We start from the raw sequence: 14,807 nt of genomic DNA on the forward strand, positions 1-14,807 counted from the left end.
TGGAAACCGCCGCCGCGGGTCTGCCGGAGTGACCAGCGCGGCAGCCGGTAAGCGCTGCGGGCATGGCCAGCGCGTGTGGTCGGCGCGGTTCCACCACATGGCGCTGCTGGTGACGGCGCCGATGACGCCAGTCGCCGTCACCAGCAGCAGGCCGGGCGGGTCCTGGCCTGCTCAGGCGATGCCGGCTGCCAGGGCGACGCGGGCACGTCGCTCGGTGAGGAACACCGGCCCTTCGCTGCGGCCGGCGAGCAGTTTGGGGAGGAGGTGGGCGGTGCGGGTCTGCCAGATCGACGGCGAGCGCGGCGGTGGGGCCGTGACGGGCAAGGCGGCGGGCCGACATCATCGATCGGTTGCGCCGCGGCGAGATCACCGCACAGCAGGCATCGTCCGAAGTCGGTGACCGTACGGGGCAAACGCCCGGACGGTCACCGACTTCGGCTCTAGGGCCCGGTACTGCCCACGGTGCTCGTATTCTCACCGGTCGTGGTCCTGGCCGTGCTGGTGGCGGCCGTGGCCTGCCTCGTGTATCGCGTCAGTGTGGTGCGGGCACTCGGCGCCGGCTGGCGCATCGTCTCCGCGCTGCCCGGGGCTGTTGCGACGCAAGTACATGGAAATTCCAATAATTGGAATCTCCATGTACTGTGGCGGTTATGGATGACCTGCGGCTGAACGAAGAGCTCATCGACTACCTGTTTGCGATCCGCACTCAGGTGCACGCCGAGCTCAAGGAGCTGGCCCGCGAAGCGGGGCTGACCGACACCCAGACCGATGTGCTGTGGAGGCTGAGCCGCGAGCAGGAGATGACCGCGCGCCGCCTGGCCGACCGCTTGCAGTGCGACGCCTCGACCGCCACGTCGATGATCGACCGGCTCGAGAAGCGCGGCCTGGTCCGCCGCGTGCCCCACCCTACCGATCGCCGCGCGAAAGTCATCCAGCTCACTCCCGAGGGGTGCACGCTGCGTGATCGCGTCATCCAGCACACCACTGAGCACTCACCCTTCGCCCGCCTCGACCGCGAGAGCAGGCTGCGCCTGCACGCGCTTCTCCGCGAGGTGATCGACGGCACTCAGTCGACAGGTGAGCCCGCCACCGTCAAGGACAACCACGAAAAGGAACAGCAATGAGCAGCAAGACCGCAGTCATCACCGGCGGAGGCTCCGGCCTGGGCCTGGTGACGGCACGCCACCTGATCAAGGCCGGGCAGACCGTCGTCCTCGTCGGCCGGGACGCGGCGCGCACCAAGGCCGCCGCCGACAGCTTGCGCGGCCTGACCCCTGCGGGCAGTGACGCGGCCCCGCCGAGGACGTATATCGCCGACCTGGAACAGTGGTCGCAGGTACGCGCCCTCGCATCGAAATTGGCTGCCGACACCGTCCCGGTGGACGTCCTCATCAACAACGCAGGGGCGGCCTTCCCCCGGTACGAGCAGACGGCGGACGGTGTCGAACGCACCTACGCGATCAATCACCACGCCCCGTTCCTGCTTACCCACGCCCTCCTGGCCGCAGGAGCGCTCACCCCCGAAGCGCGGATCATCAACATGTCCACGTTCGTGGAAAAGCGCGGCAAGCTCGACGTCAAGGATCCGGATGTCGCGGGGAGGGCGTGGAACAGCCGCTTCTACAACCAGATCAACGTCTACGCGACGAGCAAGCTCGTCAGCCTCCTGGCCACTCGAGAGCTCGCACACCGCCTGCCCGACGGTATGAGCATCTACAACGCCAATCCCGGCATGGTGAAGGGAACCGCGATCAACAGCAACGCCGGCGGCCTGATGCGGCTGACCGCCCCACTGTTCCGTCCGTTCGCCATCACCCCGGACGAAGGTGTGCAGACCCCCGTCTGGCTCGCCACCGCCTCGCCCGCTCCGCACCCCAGCGGCGGCTTCTTCAGCAAGTCCCAGCCGGACGCCCCTTCGCGCCTCGCCCTGGACGACACCCTCGCCCGCATCCTCTACACCAAGACGGCAGCCCTCCTCGGGGTGGAGCCCCTCAAGAAGCGAGCCGGATCACGCTAGTTGGAACCAGGTAGGGAACTATCGGGCTATCGGGCGAGTCCCTGGCCGGATATCTCCTCAGACTGTCCTACCGGTTACGCATCATTCCCCTTCAACTCGCCCGGCTGACCGGATGCGCCTGCGGCACCTCCACGCTCATCAGTCGTCGGCTCCTGCTCGGCATCGACATCGGCGACTTCGCCCGGGCCACCAGGCTGACCACCGACGAAGCCGCCGCTTTGACGCTGCTTCCCTGGACGGACTGCTACCCTCCGATCGCGCGTTCACGATCCGGGTCCTCCTGGCCGACGTCCTTCGACTATTTCGTAAACGATCGTGAACAACAGCGGACGCAACAGGGTGAACCGCTCGGCATGCTCGTCGGTAGTCACGGGGACGTGACCACCCGTGTGGCGGCGGTCGGCTGCTCAGGACGTGGGCCGCCCTTGGGCCAGAGCAGGGAGCCCGGCTTGCGGGCCTCGCGGCGAATCTTCCACACCCCGAGCTTGCAAGTTAGCTCCTTGTATGCCGCGCTAATGCGGCCGCCGACGTAGACGTTCACCGAGGTGTCGTCTTTGCGGGCGAGCTGTCGCATGGCGGCGCGCCGGCCGAGGCTGACGCACGACCCCGTGAGGGCCAGGTTGATCACCGCCGGTTCGGTCCCCGCAACGCGGCTCAGCACCGTGTTGGCGGCCTGCGCCCCCAGCGGCACGGCGGCCTGGCAGCTCATCCGCAGCGGCTGGCCCGACGGTGCGGCGGCGTCGCCGGCCGCGACGATGCGGTCGTCGTCGACGCTGGTCAGCGTCTCGTCGGTGAGCAGCCGGCCGAGCTCGTCGGTGCGCAACCCGCTCGCGGCCGCCAACTCCGGCACGCCGAAACCTGCCGCCCAGATGGTCAGTGCGCTCGCACGCACCGCACCGTCGGCGAAGACGACCGCATCCGGCCGGACCTCGGTCACCTCATTGGCCTCGAGCACGGCGACACCGTGCCGGGACAGCCACTTGGCGACGTATCGGCGACCCGGCGCACTCACTGAGGGCGCCAGGATTCCGCCACACACCAGCGTGACCGTGCGTCCTTGTTCGGCCAGTTCGGCGGCCGTCTCGATGCCGGTCAACCCGGCGCCGACCACGGTGACCGGAGCATCGGGAGGCAACTCGTCAAGCTCGGCGCGCAGCCGCTGCGCAGACTCGAATTCGGCGATGGAGACAGCGAATTCGGCCGCGCCGGGCACCGACAACGGTATCGCTGCGGTGCTGCCGACCGCGTAGATGACGTAGTCGTAGTCCAGCGCGCAGCCCGACGCCAGCCGCACCGTGCGGGCGGTGGTGTCGATGCGTGTGGCGCTGCCGACCACCAACTGGATGTCCTCGCCCAGCAGCGTGCCGTAGTCCACCGTGGCCTCGCCGGTGCCGGCCACGAACTGGTGCAGCCGGATTCGGTCGACGAACTCCGGGCGGGGATTGACCAGCGTGATGTCGACGTCGGCGCGCATCCGCAGATGGTTGGCCGCGAGTGTTCCGGCGTAACCGCCACCGATGACGACGACCTTGTGGGGTGTGTGGTGTTCGGGCATGGACATGACAACGTTTCCCTTCTCGATTGGGGGTGGTCCTTCAACACGAAGTGGCCGGCGCGGGGACGATGCCGTGTTCCGACACGGGGTTCTCGACGGCGATCCGCATACCCGCCGGGGGCGGCTACCCGCGTGCTGGATGGTGTCTCACCAGTCCGACAACACAAGACCTCGGTGTGAGGCGACGCGCCAACCTCACAGTTCACTGCGCTGTCTTGTCGAACCGGTGAGGGCAGACCCGACCAAGGGAGTCAGTGACACGATGGCCAGGACACCATGACCACCCCATCCGAGCCAGGACACGGCCGGCCGGATCCGGGCCTGAGCGCGATCATGAACGAACGGCGCCAGCTGACCAATCTCGCCTACCGGCTCCTCGGCTCCCTGGCCGATGCCGAGGATGTCGTCCAGGAGACCTACGCCCGCTGGTACGCCATGTCCCGGCAACAGCAGGACGCCATCACATCCCCCGGCGCCTGGCTGACCAAGGTCGCCGGCCGCCTCTGCCTCAACGTGCTCTCCTCGGCACGAGCCCGGCGAGAGACCTACGTGGGCGAGTGGATCCCCGAGCCGCTGCCCGAACCTAGGGAGTGGATCACCGGGCGCCCGGACGGCATCAGCGTCGACCCGGCCGACCGGGTCACCCTGGATGAGTCGGTCAACATGGCTTTCCTCGTCGTGCTCGAATCGATGACCCCGGCCGAGCGCGTCGCGTTCATCCTGCACGACGTCTTCCGCTACCCCTTCGCCGAAGTGGCCGAGATCGTCGGCCGCACCCCCGCGGCCTGCCGCCAGCTGGCCTCCTCGGCCCGCCGCCGCATTCACGCGTCGCGAGCTCCCGCGGCTCCGGCATCCCAGCAGGCCGGCATCGTCAGGGACTTCAAACAGGCATGGGAAGCCAAGGACATCAACGCCCTCATCGGCCTCCTCGACCCCGACGCCACGGCGACCGCCGACGGCGGCGGCGTCGTCGGCGCCGTACTCCGCCCGATCGAAGGCGCCGAGCAGATCGTGCGCTCACTGCTCAATCTCGCCGGCAGGCTACGCAACCTGACGATCCTGGAGCGTACGGTCAACGGCCAGCCCGGCCTGATCGCTCAGCATGATGGCGTCACCGTGTCGGTGTACGCGTTCGACATCGCAGGCGACCGGATCAAGCACATCTGGGCGGTACGCAACCCCGACAAGCTCCGGCCGTGGACCGGTGGGGCCGCAGCACTCGGCGACTCAGGAACAGCACGTGGCGCCCGAGCGACAGAAGATGATCTTAGCTAGCACGGACACGCTTGGTTTCGAGCGCGCCTTGCCCGAGGTCAAAGGGTTTCGCCGATGCCCCCACCCGCGATGGACAGGTATCGCCGCAGGCCGGTGGCACCACACACGACGCTCAATGTTCAGTCGCCTTTGCAGACTTACCTGGTAGCGCAGACGGTCTCACACGATCACTGGATGAATGGACAGATGATGACGAAAGCGCTGGAATTGCCGCTGCAGATGCGGCGGAACGGGCTCGACCCGGTCGAGGAACTGGCCCGGGCACGCGATGGCGAGGGTGTGGTACAGGTGAAGACGCCGTTCGGCGCGCCCGCGTATCTGGTCTGCCGTCATGAGGACGTTCGCCAGGTGCTGGCGGATCCGGCTCGGTTCAGCAGCGCCCTGACACCGTTCCCGGGATCCGGGCAGATGAACGCCGACGAACTGGCCAAGATGCGGGCCGGGCAGCTGATCGGGTTCGACCCACCGGAGCACACGCGGTTGCGCCGGATGCTCACCCCGGAATTCACGGTACGCCGGATGCGCAGGCTCGAGCCGCGGATCACCGAGATCGTCCAGACGGCTCTGGACGATCTGGAGCGGGCCGGCAAGCCGGCCGATCTGGTGGCGCACTTCGCGCTGCCGGTGCCGTCGCTGGTGATCTGCGAGCTGCTGGGCGTGCCGCATGCCGACCGCGCCGAGTTCCACGAGCGTTCCGTGCGCCTGCTGGACACCTCCTTGCCGATGGAGCAGCGGAACGCGGCACAGCGGGAGGACCGCGCCTACATGGCCGACCTGGTGGCCCGCGCCCAGGCGGACCCGGGCCAGGACATGCTCGGCATGCTGGTGCGCGAGCACGGCCACGATCTCAGTACCGACGAGCTGATCGGCATCGCGGGACTTCTGCTGCTGGCCGGGCACGAGACGACCTCGAACATGCTCGGCCTGGGCACCCTGGCCCTGCTGCGGCACCCGGACCAGCTCGCCATGATCCGCGACGATCCGGCGCTGATCGAGCCCGCCGTCGAGGAGCTGCTGCGCTGGCTGTCCATCGTGCAGTCGCTGCCGCCGCGCACGACCACGACGGACGTGGAGATCGCCGGGCACACCATCCCCGCGGGCTCGCTCGTGGTCCTTTCGCTTCCTGCCGCCAACCGCGACCCTGCCTTCGTCGACGATCCCGAGACCCTCGACATCACCCGGGGAGCCGCCGGTCACGCCGCCTTCGGCCATGGTGTGCACCACTGCCTCGGGGCGCCGCTGGCGCGGATGGAGATGCGCATCGCCTTCCCGGCACTGCTGCGCCGCTTCCCCGGCCTCGCCCTGGCCGACCCGTACAAGCAGGCCGACTTCCAGGTCTTCAGCATCGTGTACGGCTTGAACTCGCTGGCGGTGACCTGGTGAGCGGACGGCCGCCCGCCTAACAGCTCTACGACACCCCCGAGACGACTGTCCAGCAGATCGCCGACCTGTTCGGCGTGCCCCGGTCGACGTGTACGGGCACCTGAGGCGGACGTCGTCGTGACCGTGCGATTCACCCTCGCCGAAGGCATGCCGAGCCGGCTCCATGCATCGGACGGCGCACCACCGCACCGTGGGGCATCGTGGGCGCCCCACCAGCCTGGTCCGCCAGATTGGCTTCGCCCTCGGCCCCGGCCGGCCACTCCATTGTGGAATCGCCAATCGCCACCTGCGGCTTCGAACCGAAGCCGCTCACAACGCAAGGAGAATCTCATGAACATGCCAGATCGATTTGACGAGGAGGCTGAGACGCAAACTCAAACGACCAAAACGTTCCAGCACGCGACGGACGAGAAGCCGACCACCGTCGCACGAAGCGGCTGGAACTGGAGCCGGATCCGCCCCCTCGCCTTTTGGGCCACCACGTTTGTAATCGTCTTCGAGTTGACTGCTGGATCGGTGTGGAACCTTCTACCGATCGAATGGGTGGAAGTTCAGTTGCGCCACCTGGGATACCCGCACTACTTCGCCTACATTCTAGGCGTGTGGCAGGCCGGTGCGGCCGTCGCGATCATCGCGCCCAGACTCCCGCTGATCAAGGAATGGGCGTACGCGGGTGCCTTTTTCCTGTGGTCGAGTGCCGTGGCGTCGCATCTGATAGTCGGCGACGGGCTTCAGACGTGGGGGGTGCCGCTGATGTTCGGGACGTGCGCCATCGCGTCGTGGGTGCTGAGGCCTGCCGACCGCCGGCTCCCGGAGACGGGGCTCCGTCAGGACCGCCCTGCCAACGCTGGACAAAATGGGGCCGGTCCGCCGGAAACCCGTCCTCGCGCTTGGGCCGTTCCGATCGGGCTCCTCGTTGTTCTGTATGCCGTTTCGTTCCTCACGCTGCCCGCGGCCGAAGCCATGACGCACGAGTGGGCAGTTGAGAACGGCTGGATCGACGAGTAGCGGCCTTGAAGGTCTCGACGTCTCGCCGACACATGCTTGCCTAACGTGGCCTAACGACCTTCTGGAATGGAAGCCGGATGTCACCGTGTTGCCGGCGGCCCTGCGATAGCAGCCGTCGTCATCGGCCGTCCTCTCGCCGACGCGGTCTTTGCCGTCGATCCAGAGGGGTCGACGCCGTGGATGCGGGTGTCCTGGCCGTAGTCAACGAGCAATACGCCCAGGTTGGCACCTTGAGCTCGGACCTGGTCTCTTTCGGCCGGATGATGTCCACCCGGACCAGATCCTTCTTGCCGTCGCTGTCGACCGGCGACTGCACCTGGACGTACTCGCGGATGGCGTCTTTGTACGAGAAGGCCGGCTGCGTCAGCCCGCCGGAGATTTCGATCGTCGGTTTCGCCGCCGGAGTGGCCACCCCGGGTGTGGCCACTCCGGCCAGCGCCGTGACCCCCACTCGCCGGAAGACCCGCGGCATCCGGACCCTGTTGTTCTTGGTAGTCAAGATGCCACGTCCCAGGTGACCGGGAGGCTCTTGACTCCGTAGATGTCCGCGGTCTCCAGGCGCAGGGCGACCTCTTCAGCCGGTACGGCCAGCCGTAGCGTGGGAAAGCGGGTGAGCAGCGCGGGGAAGGCGACCCGCATCTCGACGCGGGCCAGCTGTTGACCCAGGCACTGGTGGATGCCGTGGCCGAAGGCCAGGTGCCCGCCCTCCTGCCTGCGCAGGTCGAGCACGTGGGGGTCGGTGAAGCGCTCGGGGTCGCGGTTGGCGGTGGCGTACGACAGGATGACCGTCGAGCCGGCCTTGATGGTCTGGCCGCCCAGCTCGACGTCCTCCAGTGCGACCCTCGGGAACTGCTTGGCGACGCTCAGATACCGCAGCAGCTCCTCCACGGCCCCGTCGGTGAGCGCGGGCTCGGCGCGCAGCGCGGCCAGCTGCTCCGGGTTCTGCAGCAGCGCGAAGGTGCCCAGCGCCAGCATGTTCGCGGTGGTGTCGAACCCGGCCGACAGCAGGATCAGGGCGATCCCCCGTAGCTCCTCATCGGTCAGATCGCTGTCGAGCAGGTCGCTGAGCACGTCGTCGGTGGGGTTGGCGCGCTTGGCGGCCACCAGCTCCGCGAGGTAGTTCTGGGTCGCGGTGTAGGCCGCGATCAGTTCCTCGTCGCCGACCTCCCCGCCGAGGAACTTGTCGATGTGCCCCTGGAAGGAGCCCCGGTCCTCGTACGGCACGCCCAGCAGCTCACAGATGATGATGGAGGGGATGGGCTTGGCGAACGCGGTCACCAGGTCCGCCGACGGCCCGGCCTTCTCCATCGCGTCCAGGTGCTCGGCGGTGACCTGCTCGACGCGCTCGGTGAGCTGTCGCATCCGCCGTACGGTGAACTTGCCCACCAGTGGTTTCCGATAGCGCCCGTGCTGCGGCTCGTCCATGAGGAGGAACTCGCCGGGCGGCGCCGGAGGCACCTCGATCTCGCCGAGGTCGACCAGCGGATGGTGGCGCATGAGCTCCTTGCGTGAGCTGAACCGAGGGTCGGCCAGGACCGCCCGGACCAGGTCGTAGCCGGTGACCAGCCGGCCCTCGTGTCCGTCGGGGAAGGGGAAGCGGCTGATCGGGCCGTGCTCGCGGGCCTGGATCAGCTCCTTGGGCGGGTCGAAGGGGCAGCCGGGCTGGCGCGCGGCCGGCAGCGTGGTGATGGTGTGTTCCATGGTCATTCCTCTCATCGGCCTGGGATGAAGTCGCGACAGTACGTGTTTGGCGCGGTTCGAAGGCTGCGTTGCACTCAGAATTCCTGTCAGCCACAGGAAGTGCATTCAGTCAGGTGATTAGCGCTGATCGCTGCGCCGCGAGAAGAAGCGTGGCCGCCGGATCGACTTCGGTGAGGAGCGCAAACGGCGGTACCGCGGTCGCAACGTCGTCGAACGGTGCTTCAACCCTCTCAAGAGATGGCACGGAATCGCGATGCGCAACTACCGCGCCGCGATCTGCCTCTCCGCCACGCTGATCTGGATCAAGAAAGACTCGATCAACACGGCCCTAGGAGATCTTGCGGCGGTAGGTGTTCATGGCGAAGGCGTAGGCGACGATGAGGATGCCGACACACCAGGCCAGGGCGATCCAGATGTCGGTGCCGACCGGCTGCTGGGTGTACAGGTCGCGGATGGCGTTGACGATGGAGGTCACCGGCTGGTGCTCGGCGAAGGCGCGCACCGGGCCGGGCATGGTGTCGGTGGGCACGAATGCCGAGCTGAGGAACGGCAGGAAGATGAGCGGGTAGGAGAACGCGCTCGCGCCGTCCACGGACTTCGCGGACAGACCGGCGATGACGGCGAGCCACGTCAACGCCAGGGTGAACAGGATCAGCATGCCGGCGACCGCGAGCCACGCCGGCACTCCCGCCCCCGAGCGAAAACCCATGAGCAAGGCGACGAGCACGACGACCACGAGCGAGATCAGGTTGGCGACCAGCGAGGTCAGCACGTGCGCCCACAGCACGGACGACCGTGCGATCGGCATGGACTGCAAGCGCTCGAAGATGCCGCTCTTCATGTCCAGGAACAGCCGGAAGGCGGTGTAGGCGATGCCCGAGGCAACCGTGATGAGCAGAATGCCGGGCAGCAGGTAGTTCACATACGAAACCGGCCCCGTGTTGATCGCGCCGCCGAACACGTAGACGAACAACAGCAGCATGGCGATCGGCGTGATCGCGGTCGTGACGATGGTGTCCACGCTGCGCGTGATGTGGCGCAGGGATCGTCCCAGCAGGACGGCGGTGTCGCCGAAGAAATGCTTGGTCATCGCTGCTCCTTACGCGTCCGTGCCGACGCCGCGGTCATGGCCGGCGCCGACGAGAGCGAGGAAGACGTCCTCGAGGGTCGGCTGCTTCTCGACGTATTCGACCTTGGCGGGCGGCAGCAGCCGCTTGAGCTCGGCCAGGGTGCCGTTCACGATGATCCGGCCCTCGTGCAGGATCGCGATCCGGTCGGCGAGCTGTTCGGCCTCGTCCAGATACTGCGTCGTGAGCAGCACCGTCGTACCGTGCTCGGCGAGTTCCCTGACAGCCTGCCACACCTCGATGCGCGCCTGGGGGTCCAGGCCGGTCGTCGGCTCGTCGAGGAAGATGACCGGCGGATTGCCGATGAGGCTCATCGCGATGTCCAGGCGGCGGCGCATGCCGCCCGAATACGTCGACACCCTGCGCGCGCCCGCGTCGGTCAGCGAGAAACGCCTCAGCAGGTCATCGGCGATCCTGCCGGGATCCTTGAGGTGCCGCAGCCGGGCGACCAGCACGAGGTTCTCCCGCCCGCTGAGAATCTCATCGACGGCGGCGAACTGTCCGGTGAGGCTGATGGACTCCCGCACGTCCGCAGCCTGCGTGGCGACATCGAAGCCGTTGACACCGGCCGTCCCCGCGTCCGCCTTGAGCAGCGTGGACAGGATTCTCACGACCGTGGTCTTGCCCGCCCCGTTCGAGCCGAGCAGGGCGAAGATGCTGCCCCGCGCCACGTCGAAGTCCACGCCGCGCAGCACCCGCAGCTCCTTGTACGACTTCTCCAGACCCTGCACATGGATCGCCTGGGCTTGCCGTGTCGTCATCAGACGGTCCTTTCTTCTCTTCCGGTGTCTTCGCCGGCGGCGCGCTCGATGGCGCTGGTGAACCGTGCCCGCTCCCGGCTGATGTACCGCCCCACGGAGTAGTTCTGCACAAACGCCTCGACAAACTCCACGGGGTCCTCCCCGAAGATCTCGCGGATCGGGGTTCCATCCGCCGCGCTCTGCTCGAACAGATCGGCAAGGTCTTCGAACATCGAAGCCGCGTCGGCGCCGTCCCCCGGCCCGAAGTGCATCAGGTACCGCTCCAGCGCTTCGACTGCCGTGCGATAGTTCTCGGGAAGCGCTCTGATCCGCGCCTTGTACTGCCGCCAGCGCCTCTTGTCCTCGAGCGGCCCGGTGACCACCTCCAGGTACTGCAGGTAGCGCCTCTTCGGCTCGGCCGGCTCTGTGGCCATGTCTACTTACCTCCTTCGCGGAGCTGTTCGAGCCGTTCCGTGAGGAAGCTCCAGGTCCTCCAGAACTCTTCGAGATACTCCCGTCCGCGTGCGTTCAGGGAATACACCTTGCGCGGCGGCCCCTTCTCGGACGGGACCTTCTCCACGTCGACGAGGCCGCGCCGCTCGACCCTGACCAGTAGCGCGTAGACCGTGCCCTCGGCGATGTCGGAGAAGCCCTGATCCCGCAGCCACGCCGTGATCTCGTAGCCGTACGCGGGCCGGCCGGACAGGATCGCCAGGACGATGCCCTCCAGCGTTCCTTTGAGCATCTCCGTCACCTGCTTGCCCATGGACCATCCTTCGGCTACTCAGTTATACTGACTACTGGTACATAGTAACACTGAATAGTGAAGGCGCAAGCCCCGCGGGATCCCAGTGGCAATGCGGAAATTTCCAACAAAGCAGTCTCTGACCTGCGGTAACGGAGGCATCTGGTCGCCTGCGGCGGGTTGATGATCACTGCCGCTACGTTGGGTGATGCGTTGTCGGAGAAGATGTTCTCTGAGGAGGAGTTGGAGCAACTGCGCTCGCTCCCGGAGATCAGCACAGACTTGAAGTCCCTGACGGCCTGCCGGGGGCGTTGCGGCCTCAGCGGCTCACGGCGGTCTCCCGCTCCACACGCGACGACTTCTCGGGATTGCGCACGTGGTAGGCGCCGGTGATGTAGCCGTTCTCGAGCCGCACCGCCACCACGCCGTCGATCTCCCCATCGACTCGAACGAGCAGCCCCGGGCCACCATTGATCTGTACCAGCTCGACCGACCTTTCGGCGTCGCGCCTCCACCAGCCGACGGCCGGCAGGCGAGCCACCTTGCCGGCCCCCACGATGGGCTGAAGCAGGGCATGCTTGACTCCGCCGCCGTCGCTCAGGGCGACGACGTCCGGCGCGAGGATGTCGAGCAGGTTCTGCAGGTCGCCGGTTTCGACCGCGCGTTGGAAGGCCTGGAGTGCGGCTCGGGCCTCGGTCGTGGAGGCGATCGACCCGCGCGGGATGCCCGCGGTCGTGGTTGGGCCCTCCTACCGGGTGCGTGTGACGCGAAGTCGTGCGTCGGTGACGTTGTCGAAGCGCGAATCCCCTCCCCGGATCAGGACGAAGTGTCGCCGCACGTCGGCGCAGTAGGCCAGCAGGGGGCCGGACGGCGCGAGGTCGTCGCCGGTGAGTTCCTTGCCTGTGGGGAGGCGGGCGTTGAGCATCGTCAGGGCCGCGACGGGATCGTCGGCGGGGCCGGCGGTCGCCTCGAGGTAAAGCGCCTCGGCACCGCCGATAGGCGCGTGGGAGTCAAAGACCGTGATGGCCACCTCTGGGCGTTCGGCGAGGTTACGGGAATGCCTGCTGTCCGGTGCCGACACCCAGACGAGCCGGTCCTCATCGCGGGCGGCGAAGAAGACGGGAGTGGCCCACGGCCGCCCTTGGCGATCGGCGGTGGCGAGCACGAGGTAGCGACTGTCGCCGAGCAGCCGGGGAACCATCGCCCACCTACCGGTGCCCGACCGTCTCACCGCCTCCCTGCCCGGTTTCCAAGAGATCCTCGCCTACGTCACCTCAGGCCACGGCGTCGCCCTCGTCGGCGCCCAAACGTCGAACTTCTACCCGCGTCCCGGCTTGATCTGCATCCCCGTGGGAGGCAATGCCACGTTCGACTACGCCCTGGTCTGGCGCACCGACCGGCTCAGAACCATCGCCGAGGCCTTTCTCCGCCACATCACGCCGCCGACGGGTAGCTGAGCGACGGGCCGGCCGCTTGTCGGAGTCTCCTAGCGGGTGGCGACCCGCTAGTCGTACTTGATGTGGGTAAGGAAGAAGTCCCGGACGTCCTCGGCGAGCAGCTCTGGCACCTCCATCGCGGCGAAGTGGCCGCCGCGCTCGAACTCCGACCAGTGCCTGATGTCGTACAGCCGCTCGGCCAGCGGTCGCACCGACTGCGTGATGTCGTGCGCGAACACCGCCACGCCAACCGGTACCGGGCATGGCTCGATCCGCCGCGGAGCCTCGCGGTGCAGCCGCGCCGAGGAAGCCGCGGTGGCGGTCAGCCAGTACAGCGAGATGTCGGTGAGCATCCGCTCGTCGCTGATGTGCGAGCGAGGGTCCGTCCACTGTGCGAAGCGCTCGGCGATCCAGGCCAGCTGGCCGACCGGCGAGTCGGTCAGCGCGTAGCCGACGGTCTGCGGGGTGGTGGCCTGCAGAGCCTGGTACGGCGGACGATTCGCCATCAGCTGCCTGACCTTGTCCAGCCGGGCTTCATCCGTTTCGGACAGTTCAATGTCGGCGTCCGGGACCGGCGCGGTCGGCAGGTAGTTGACGTGCACCCCGACGACCTGCTCGGGCGCCACCGTGCCGAGCGCCGTTGAGATGCCCGAGCCGAAGTCGCCACCCTGCGCGCCATAGCGCTCGTACCCGAGACGGCGCATCAGCTCAGCCCAGGCCCGCGCGACCCGGACGATGCCCCAGCCGCGCTCGTGGGTCGGCCCGGAGAAGCCGTAACCCGGGATGGACGGAATCACCAGGTGGAAGTCGCGCGACAGCGGCTCGATCACGTCGAGGAACTCCAGGAACGAACCGGGCCAGCCGTGGGTGAGGATCAGCGCGAGCGCGTCCGGTTTCGAAGACCGGACGTGGACGAAGTGGATGTTCTGGCCGTCGATCTCGGTGGTGAAGTGCGGAAGCTCGTTGAGCTTGGCCTCGTGCTCGCGCCAGTCGTAGCTGGTGCGCCAGTATTCGGCCAGTTCCTTGAGCCGCGCCAGCGGGAAGCCGTAGTCCCACCCGGCGTCGGCGACCTCGTTGGGCCAACGGGTGCGGGAGAGCCGGTCGGTCAGGTCGTCGAGGTCGGCCTGGGGGACATCGATGCGGAACGGCTTGATCATGGTCTTAACTCCAGGGGGATTCATTCGGCGCCCAAATGTTCGGACGACGGGTGATGACGAGCTGCGAGGTGAGCCTCGACATGGATTTGCACGCGGCCCGGCTGTCCTGCGGCCGGAGTGAAGATCTCGGTGAGCTCGTAAGGCAGGACGAGGTGGGGCCGCCGTGCGGGAACACCACTGGCGACTCCCCCTGCCCGGTCTCTGTGCAGGCGAGGCAGGAGTCGATGACGGCGACGGTATGCATGATCACTATGTCCTTCGATGAGTTGCATGTCGGACTCTAGAGCTACATACTCCAACCGTCAACTATCCAACTAATATCATCGCAACCGTCACTGAAAGAACCATTTGGCGGCCGGCATCACGCCAGGAGGTGAGGCTCGTACCCGGCCAGGTGAGGAACGTCGTCGACGACGCGCCGCATGCGACCACCGGCCACCTGATGCGCCGCGCGTTCACCGCTCATGCCATGCAGGACGGGCCATAGTCGCGCGAGTTCGTGGTGCTCGACATCCCCGCCGACGAGGACGCCCCCTCACAGCAGGATCTCGCCCACCGGCTCGGCATCAACCGCACGCCCTCGGCCAGGCGCCCGATCGGCTCCAGGAGGCGGGCCATGTCATCCGCACCCGCAACCCGGCCAACCGCCGCACCTACCCGCTG

At 67.4% G+C, this 14,807-nt stretch carries 18 protein-coding genes; 7 read left to right on the forward strand and 11 right to left on the reverse strand.

Annotation, left to right across the window (positions count from 1 at the left end; all coding sequences use genetic code 11):
• Positions 1–171 precede the first annotated feature (171 nt).
• Positions 172–324, reverse strand: a complete 153-nt coding sequence (locus ABT130_RS25480) for a hypothetical protein (protein WP_350959251.1) — start codon at positions 322–324, stop codon at positions 172–174.
• 159 nt (positions 325–483) lie between these two features.
• Between ABT130_RS25480 and ABT130_RS25485 the strand changes: the two genes are divergently transcribed.
• From ABT130_RS25485 to ABT130_RS25495, 3 genes are read left to right on the forward strand one after another with little or no spacing between them, the layout of a single operon-like run.
• A complete protein-coding gene (locus tag ABT130_RS25485; protein WP_350959253.1) occupies positions 484–669 on the forward strand; it encodes a hypothetical protein in 186 nt (61 codons plus the stop codon).
• The gene (locus ABT130_RS25490) at positions 651–1,124 is read left to right on the forward strand and encodes a MarR family winged helix-turn-helix transcriptional regulator (RefSeq protein WP_350959256.1); all 474 of its coding nucleotides are present in this window, start codon (positions 651–653) and stop codon (positions 1,122–1,124) included. Before ABT130_RS25485 ends, ABT130_RS25490 begins: the two co-directional genes overlap by 19 nt.
• Positions 1,121–2,017 carry an SDR family NAD(P)-dependent oxidoreductase gene (locus ABT130_RS25495; RefSeq protein ID WP_350959258.1) on the forward strand — a complete coding sequence of 299 codons (897 nt, stop codon included), beginning with the start codon at positions 1,121–1,123 and terminating at the stop codon, positions 2,015–2,017. Before ABT130_RS25490 ends, ABT130_RS25495 begins: the two co-directional genes overlap by 4 nt.
• Before the next feature lie 367 nt (positions 2,018–2,384).
• On the opposite strand, the gene ABT130_RS25500 is transcribed toward ABT130_RS25495, so the two are convergent.
• Positions 2,385–3,578: an NAD(P)/FAD-dependent oxidoreductase gene (locus tag ABT130_RS25500; RefSeq protein WP_350959261.1), complete on the reverse strand. Its 1,194-nt coding sequence runs from the start codon at positions 3,576–3,578 to the stop codon at positions 2,385–2,387.
• 270 nt (positions 3,579–3,848) lie between these two features.
• On the opposite strand from ABT130_RS25500, the gene sigJ reads away from it, so the two are divergent.
• The 3 genes from sigJ (at position 3,849) to ABT130_RS25515 (ending at position 7,238) form a co-directional block, all read left to right on the forward strand.
• Positions 3,849–4,847 carry an RNA polymerase sigma factor SigJ gene (gene sigJ / locus ABT130_RS25505; RefSeq protein WP_350959263.1) on the forward strand — a complete coding sequence of 333 codons (999 nt, stop codon included), beginning with the start codon at positions 3,849–3,851 and terminating at the stop codon, positions 4,845–4,847.
• 174 nt (positions 4,848–5,021) lie between these two features.
• Positions 5,022–6,230 carry a cytochrome P450 gene (locus ABT130_RS25510; protein WP_350959265.1) on the forward strand — a complete coding sequence of 403 codons (1,209 nt, stop codon included), beginning with the start codon at positions 5,022–5,024 and terminating at the stop codon, positions 6,228–6,230.
• 330 nt (positions 6,231–6,560) lie between these two features.
• The gene (locus ABT130_RS25515; RefSeq protein ID WP_350959267.1) at positions 6,561–7,238 is read left to right on the forward strand and encodes a DoxX family protein; all 678 of its coding nucleotides are present in this window, start codon (positions 6,561–6,563) and stop codon (positions 7,236–7,238) included.
• Between the two features lie 118 nt (positions 7,239–7,356).
• Here the strand turns inward: ABT130_RS25515 and ABT130_RS25520 are convergent, their stop codons facing one another.
• From ABT130_RS25520 to ABT130_RS25555, 8 genes are all read right to left on the reverse strand, one after another.
• Complete coding sequence (locus ABT130_RS25520; RefSeq protein WP_350959270.1) at positions 7,357–7,710, reverse strand: hypothetical protein; 354 nt, start codon at positions 7,708–7,710, stop codon at positions 7,357–7,359.
• A 23-nt stretch (positions 7,711–7,733) separates the two neighbouring features.
• The gene (locus ABT130_RS25525) at positions 7,734–8,939 is read right to left on the reverse strand and encodes a cytochrome P450 (RefSeq protein WP_350959271.1); all 1,206 of its coding nucleotides are present in this window, start codon (positions 8,937–8,939) and stop codon (positions 7,734–7,736) included.
• A 328-nt stretch (positions 8,940–9,267) separates the two neighbouring features.
• Positions 9,268–10,029 carry an ABC transporter permease gene (locus ABT130_RS25530; RefSeq protein WP_350959274.1) on the reverse strand — a complete coding sequence of 254 codons (762 nt, stop codon included), beginning with the start codon at positions 10,027–10,029 and terminating at the stop codon, positions 9,268–9,270.
• A 9-nt stretch (positions 10,030–10,038) separates the two neighbouring features.
• Complete coding sequence (locus ABT130_RS25535; RefSeq protein WP_350959277.1) at positions 10,039–10,827, reverse strand: ABC transporter ATP-binding protein; 789 nt, start codon at positions 10,825–10,827, stop codon at positions 10,039–10,041.
• Entirely contained in the window at positions 10,827–11,240 is a 414-nt protein-coding gene (locus ABT130_RS25540) for a DUF1048 domain-containing protein (protein WP_350927055.1), read from the reverse strand. The genes ABT130_RS25535 and ABT130_RS25540 overlap by 1 nt, the downstream gene beginning before the upstream one ends.
• A gap of 2 nt (positions 11,241–11,242) precedes the next feature.
• Entirely contained in the window at positions 11,243–11,572 is a 330-nt protein-coding gene (locus tag ABT130_RS25545) for a PadR family transcriptional regulator (protein WP_350927053.1), read from the reverse strand.
• Positions 11,573–11,870: 298 nt separating this feature from the next.
• The gene (locus ABT130_RS25550; protein WP_350959280.1) at positions 11,871–12,092 is read right to left on the reverse strand and encodes a hypothetical protein; all 222 of its coding nucleotides are present in this window, start codon (positions 12,090–12,092) and stop codon (positions 11,871–11,873) included.
• 207 nt (positions 12,093–12,299) lie between these two features.
• Positions 12,300–12,752, reverse strand: a complete 453-nt coding sequence (locus ABT130_RS25555) for a pyridoxamine 5'-phosphate oxidase family protein (protein WP_350959283.1) — start codon at positions 12,750–12,752, stop codon at positions 12,300–12,302.
• 13 nt (positions 12,753–12,765) lie between these two features.
• On the opposite strand from ABT130_RS25555, the gene ABT130_RS25560 reads away from it, so the two are divergent.
• Positions 12,766–13,008, forward strand: coding sequence for a LysR substrate-binding domain-containing protein (locus ABT130_RS25560; RefSeq protein WP_350959286.1), 243 nt, complete (start codon positions 12,766–12,768; stop codon positions 13,006–13,008).
• A gap of 47 nt (positions 13,009–13,055) precedes the next feature.
• Here ABT130_RS25560 and ABT130_RS25565 read toward each other — a convergent pair whose 3' ends face one another.
• On the reverse strand, positions 13,056–14,144 hold the full coding sequence (locus ABT130_RS25565; RefSeq protein WP_350959288.1) for an epoxide hydrolase family protein: 1,089 nt from the start codon (positions 14,142–14,144) through the stop codon (positions 13,056–13,058).
• Positions 14,145–14,807: the final 663 nt, after the last annotated feature.

Origin of the sequence: Streptosporangium sp. NPDC001681, assembly GCF_040298085.1 — a bacterium.
In the GTDB taxonomy this organism is placed as follows: domain Bacteria; phylum Actinomycetota; class Actinomycetes; order Streptosporangiales; family Streptosporangiaceae; genus Streptosporangium.

Bases quoted from the DNA above. Each gene is read 5' to 3' on its own strand.
- ABT130_RS25495 (WP_350959258.1), top strand. From the start codon at position 1,121: ATGAGCAGCAAGACCGCAGTCATCACCGGCGGAGGCTCCGGCCTGGGC.
- ABT130_RS25510 (WP_350959265.1), top strand. From the start codon at position 5,022: ATGAATGGACAGATGATGACGAAAGCGCTGGAATTGCCGCTGCAGATG.
- sigJ (WP_350959263.1), top strand. From the start codon at position 3,849: ATGACCACCCCATCCGAGCCAGGACACGGCCGGCCGGATCCGGGCCTG.
- ABT130_RS25540 (WP_350927055.1), bottom strand. From the start codon at position 11,240: ATGGCCACAGAGCCGGCCGAGCCGAAGAGGCGCTACCTGCAGTACCTG.
- ABT130_RS25565 (WP_350959288.1), bottom strand. From the start codon at position 14,144: ATGATCAAGCCGTTCCGCATCGATGTCCCCCAGGCCGACCTCGACGAC.
- ABT130_RS25530 (WP_350959274.1), bottom strand. From the start codon at position 10,029: ATGACCAAGCATTTCTTCGGCGACACCGCCGTCCTGCTGGGACGATCC.
- ABT130_RS25515 (WP_350959267.1), top strand. From the start codon at position 6,561: ATGAACATGCCAGATCGATTTGACGAGGAGGCTGAGACGCAAACTCAA.
- ABT130_RS25500 (WP_350959261.1), bottom strand. From the start codon at position 3,578: ATGTCCATGCCCGAACACCACACACCCCACAAGGTCGTCGTCATCGGT.
- ABT130_RS25555 (WP_350959283.1), bottom strand. From the start codon at position 12,752: ATGGTTCCCCGGCTGCTCGGCGACAGTCGCTACCTCGTGCTCGCCACC.
- ABT130_RS25525 (WP_350959271.1), bottom strand. From the start codon at position 8,939: ATGGAACACACCATCACCACGCTGCCGGCCGCGCGCCAGCCCGGCTGC.
- ABT130_RS25545 (WP_350927053.1), bottom strand. From the start codon at position 11,572: ATGGGCAAGCAGGTGACGGAGATGCTCAAAGGAACGCTGGAGGGCATC.
- ABT130_RS25520 (WP_350959270.1), bottom strand. From the start codon at position 7,710: ATGCCGCGGGTCTTCCGGCGAGTGGGGGTCACGGCGCTGGCCGGAGTG.
- ABT130_RS25535 (WP_350959277.1), bottom strand. From the start codon at position 10,827: ATGACGACACGGCAAGCCCAGGCGATCCATGTGCAGGGTCTGGAGAAG.
- ABT130_RS25490 (WP_350959256.1), top strand. From the start codon at position 651: ATGGATGACCTGCGGCTGAACGAAGAGCTCATCGACTACCTGTTTGCG.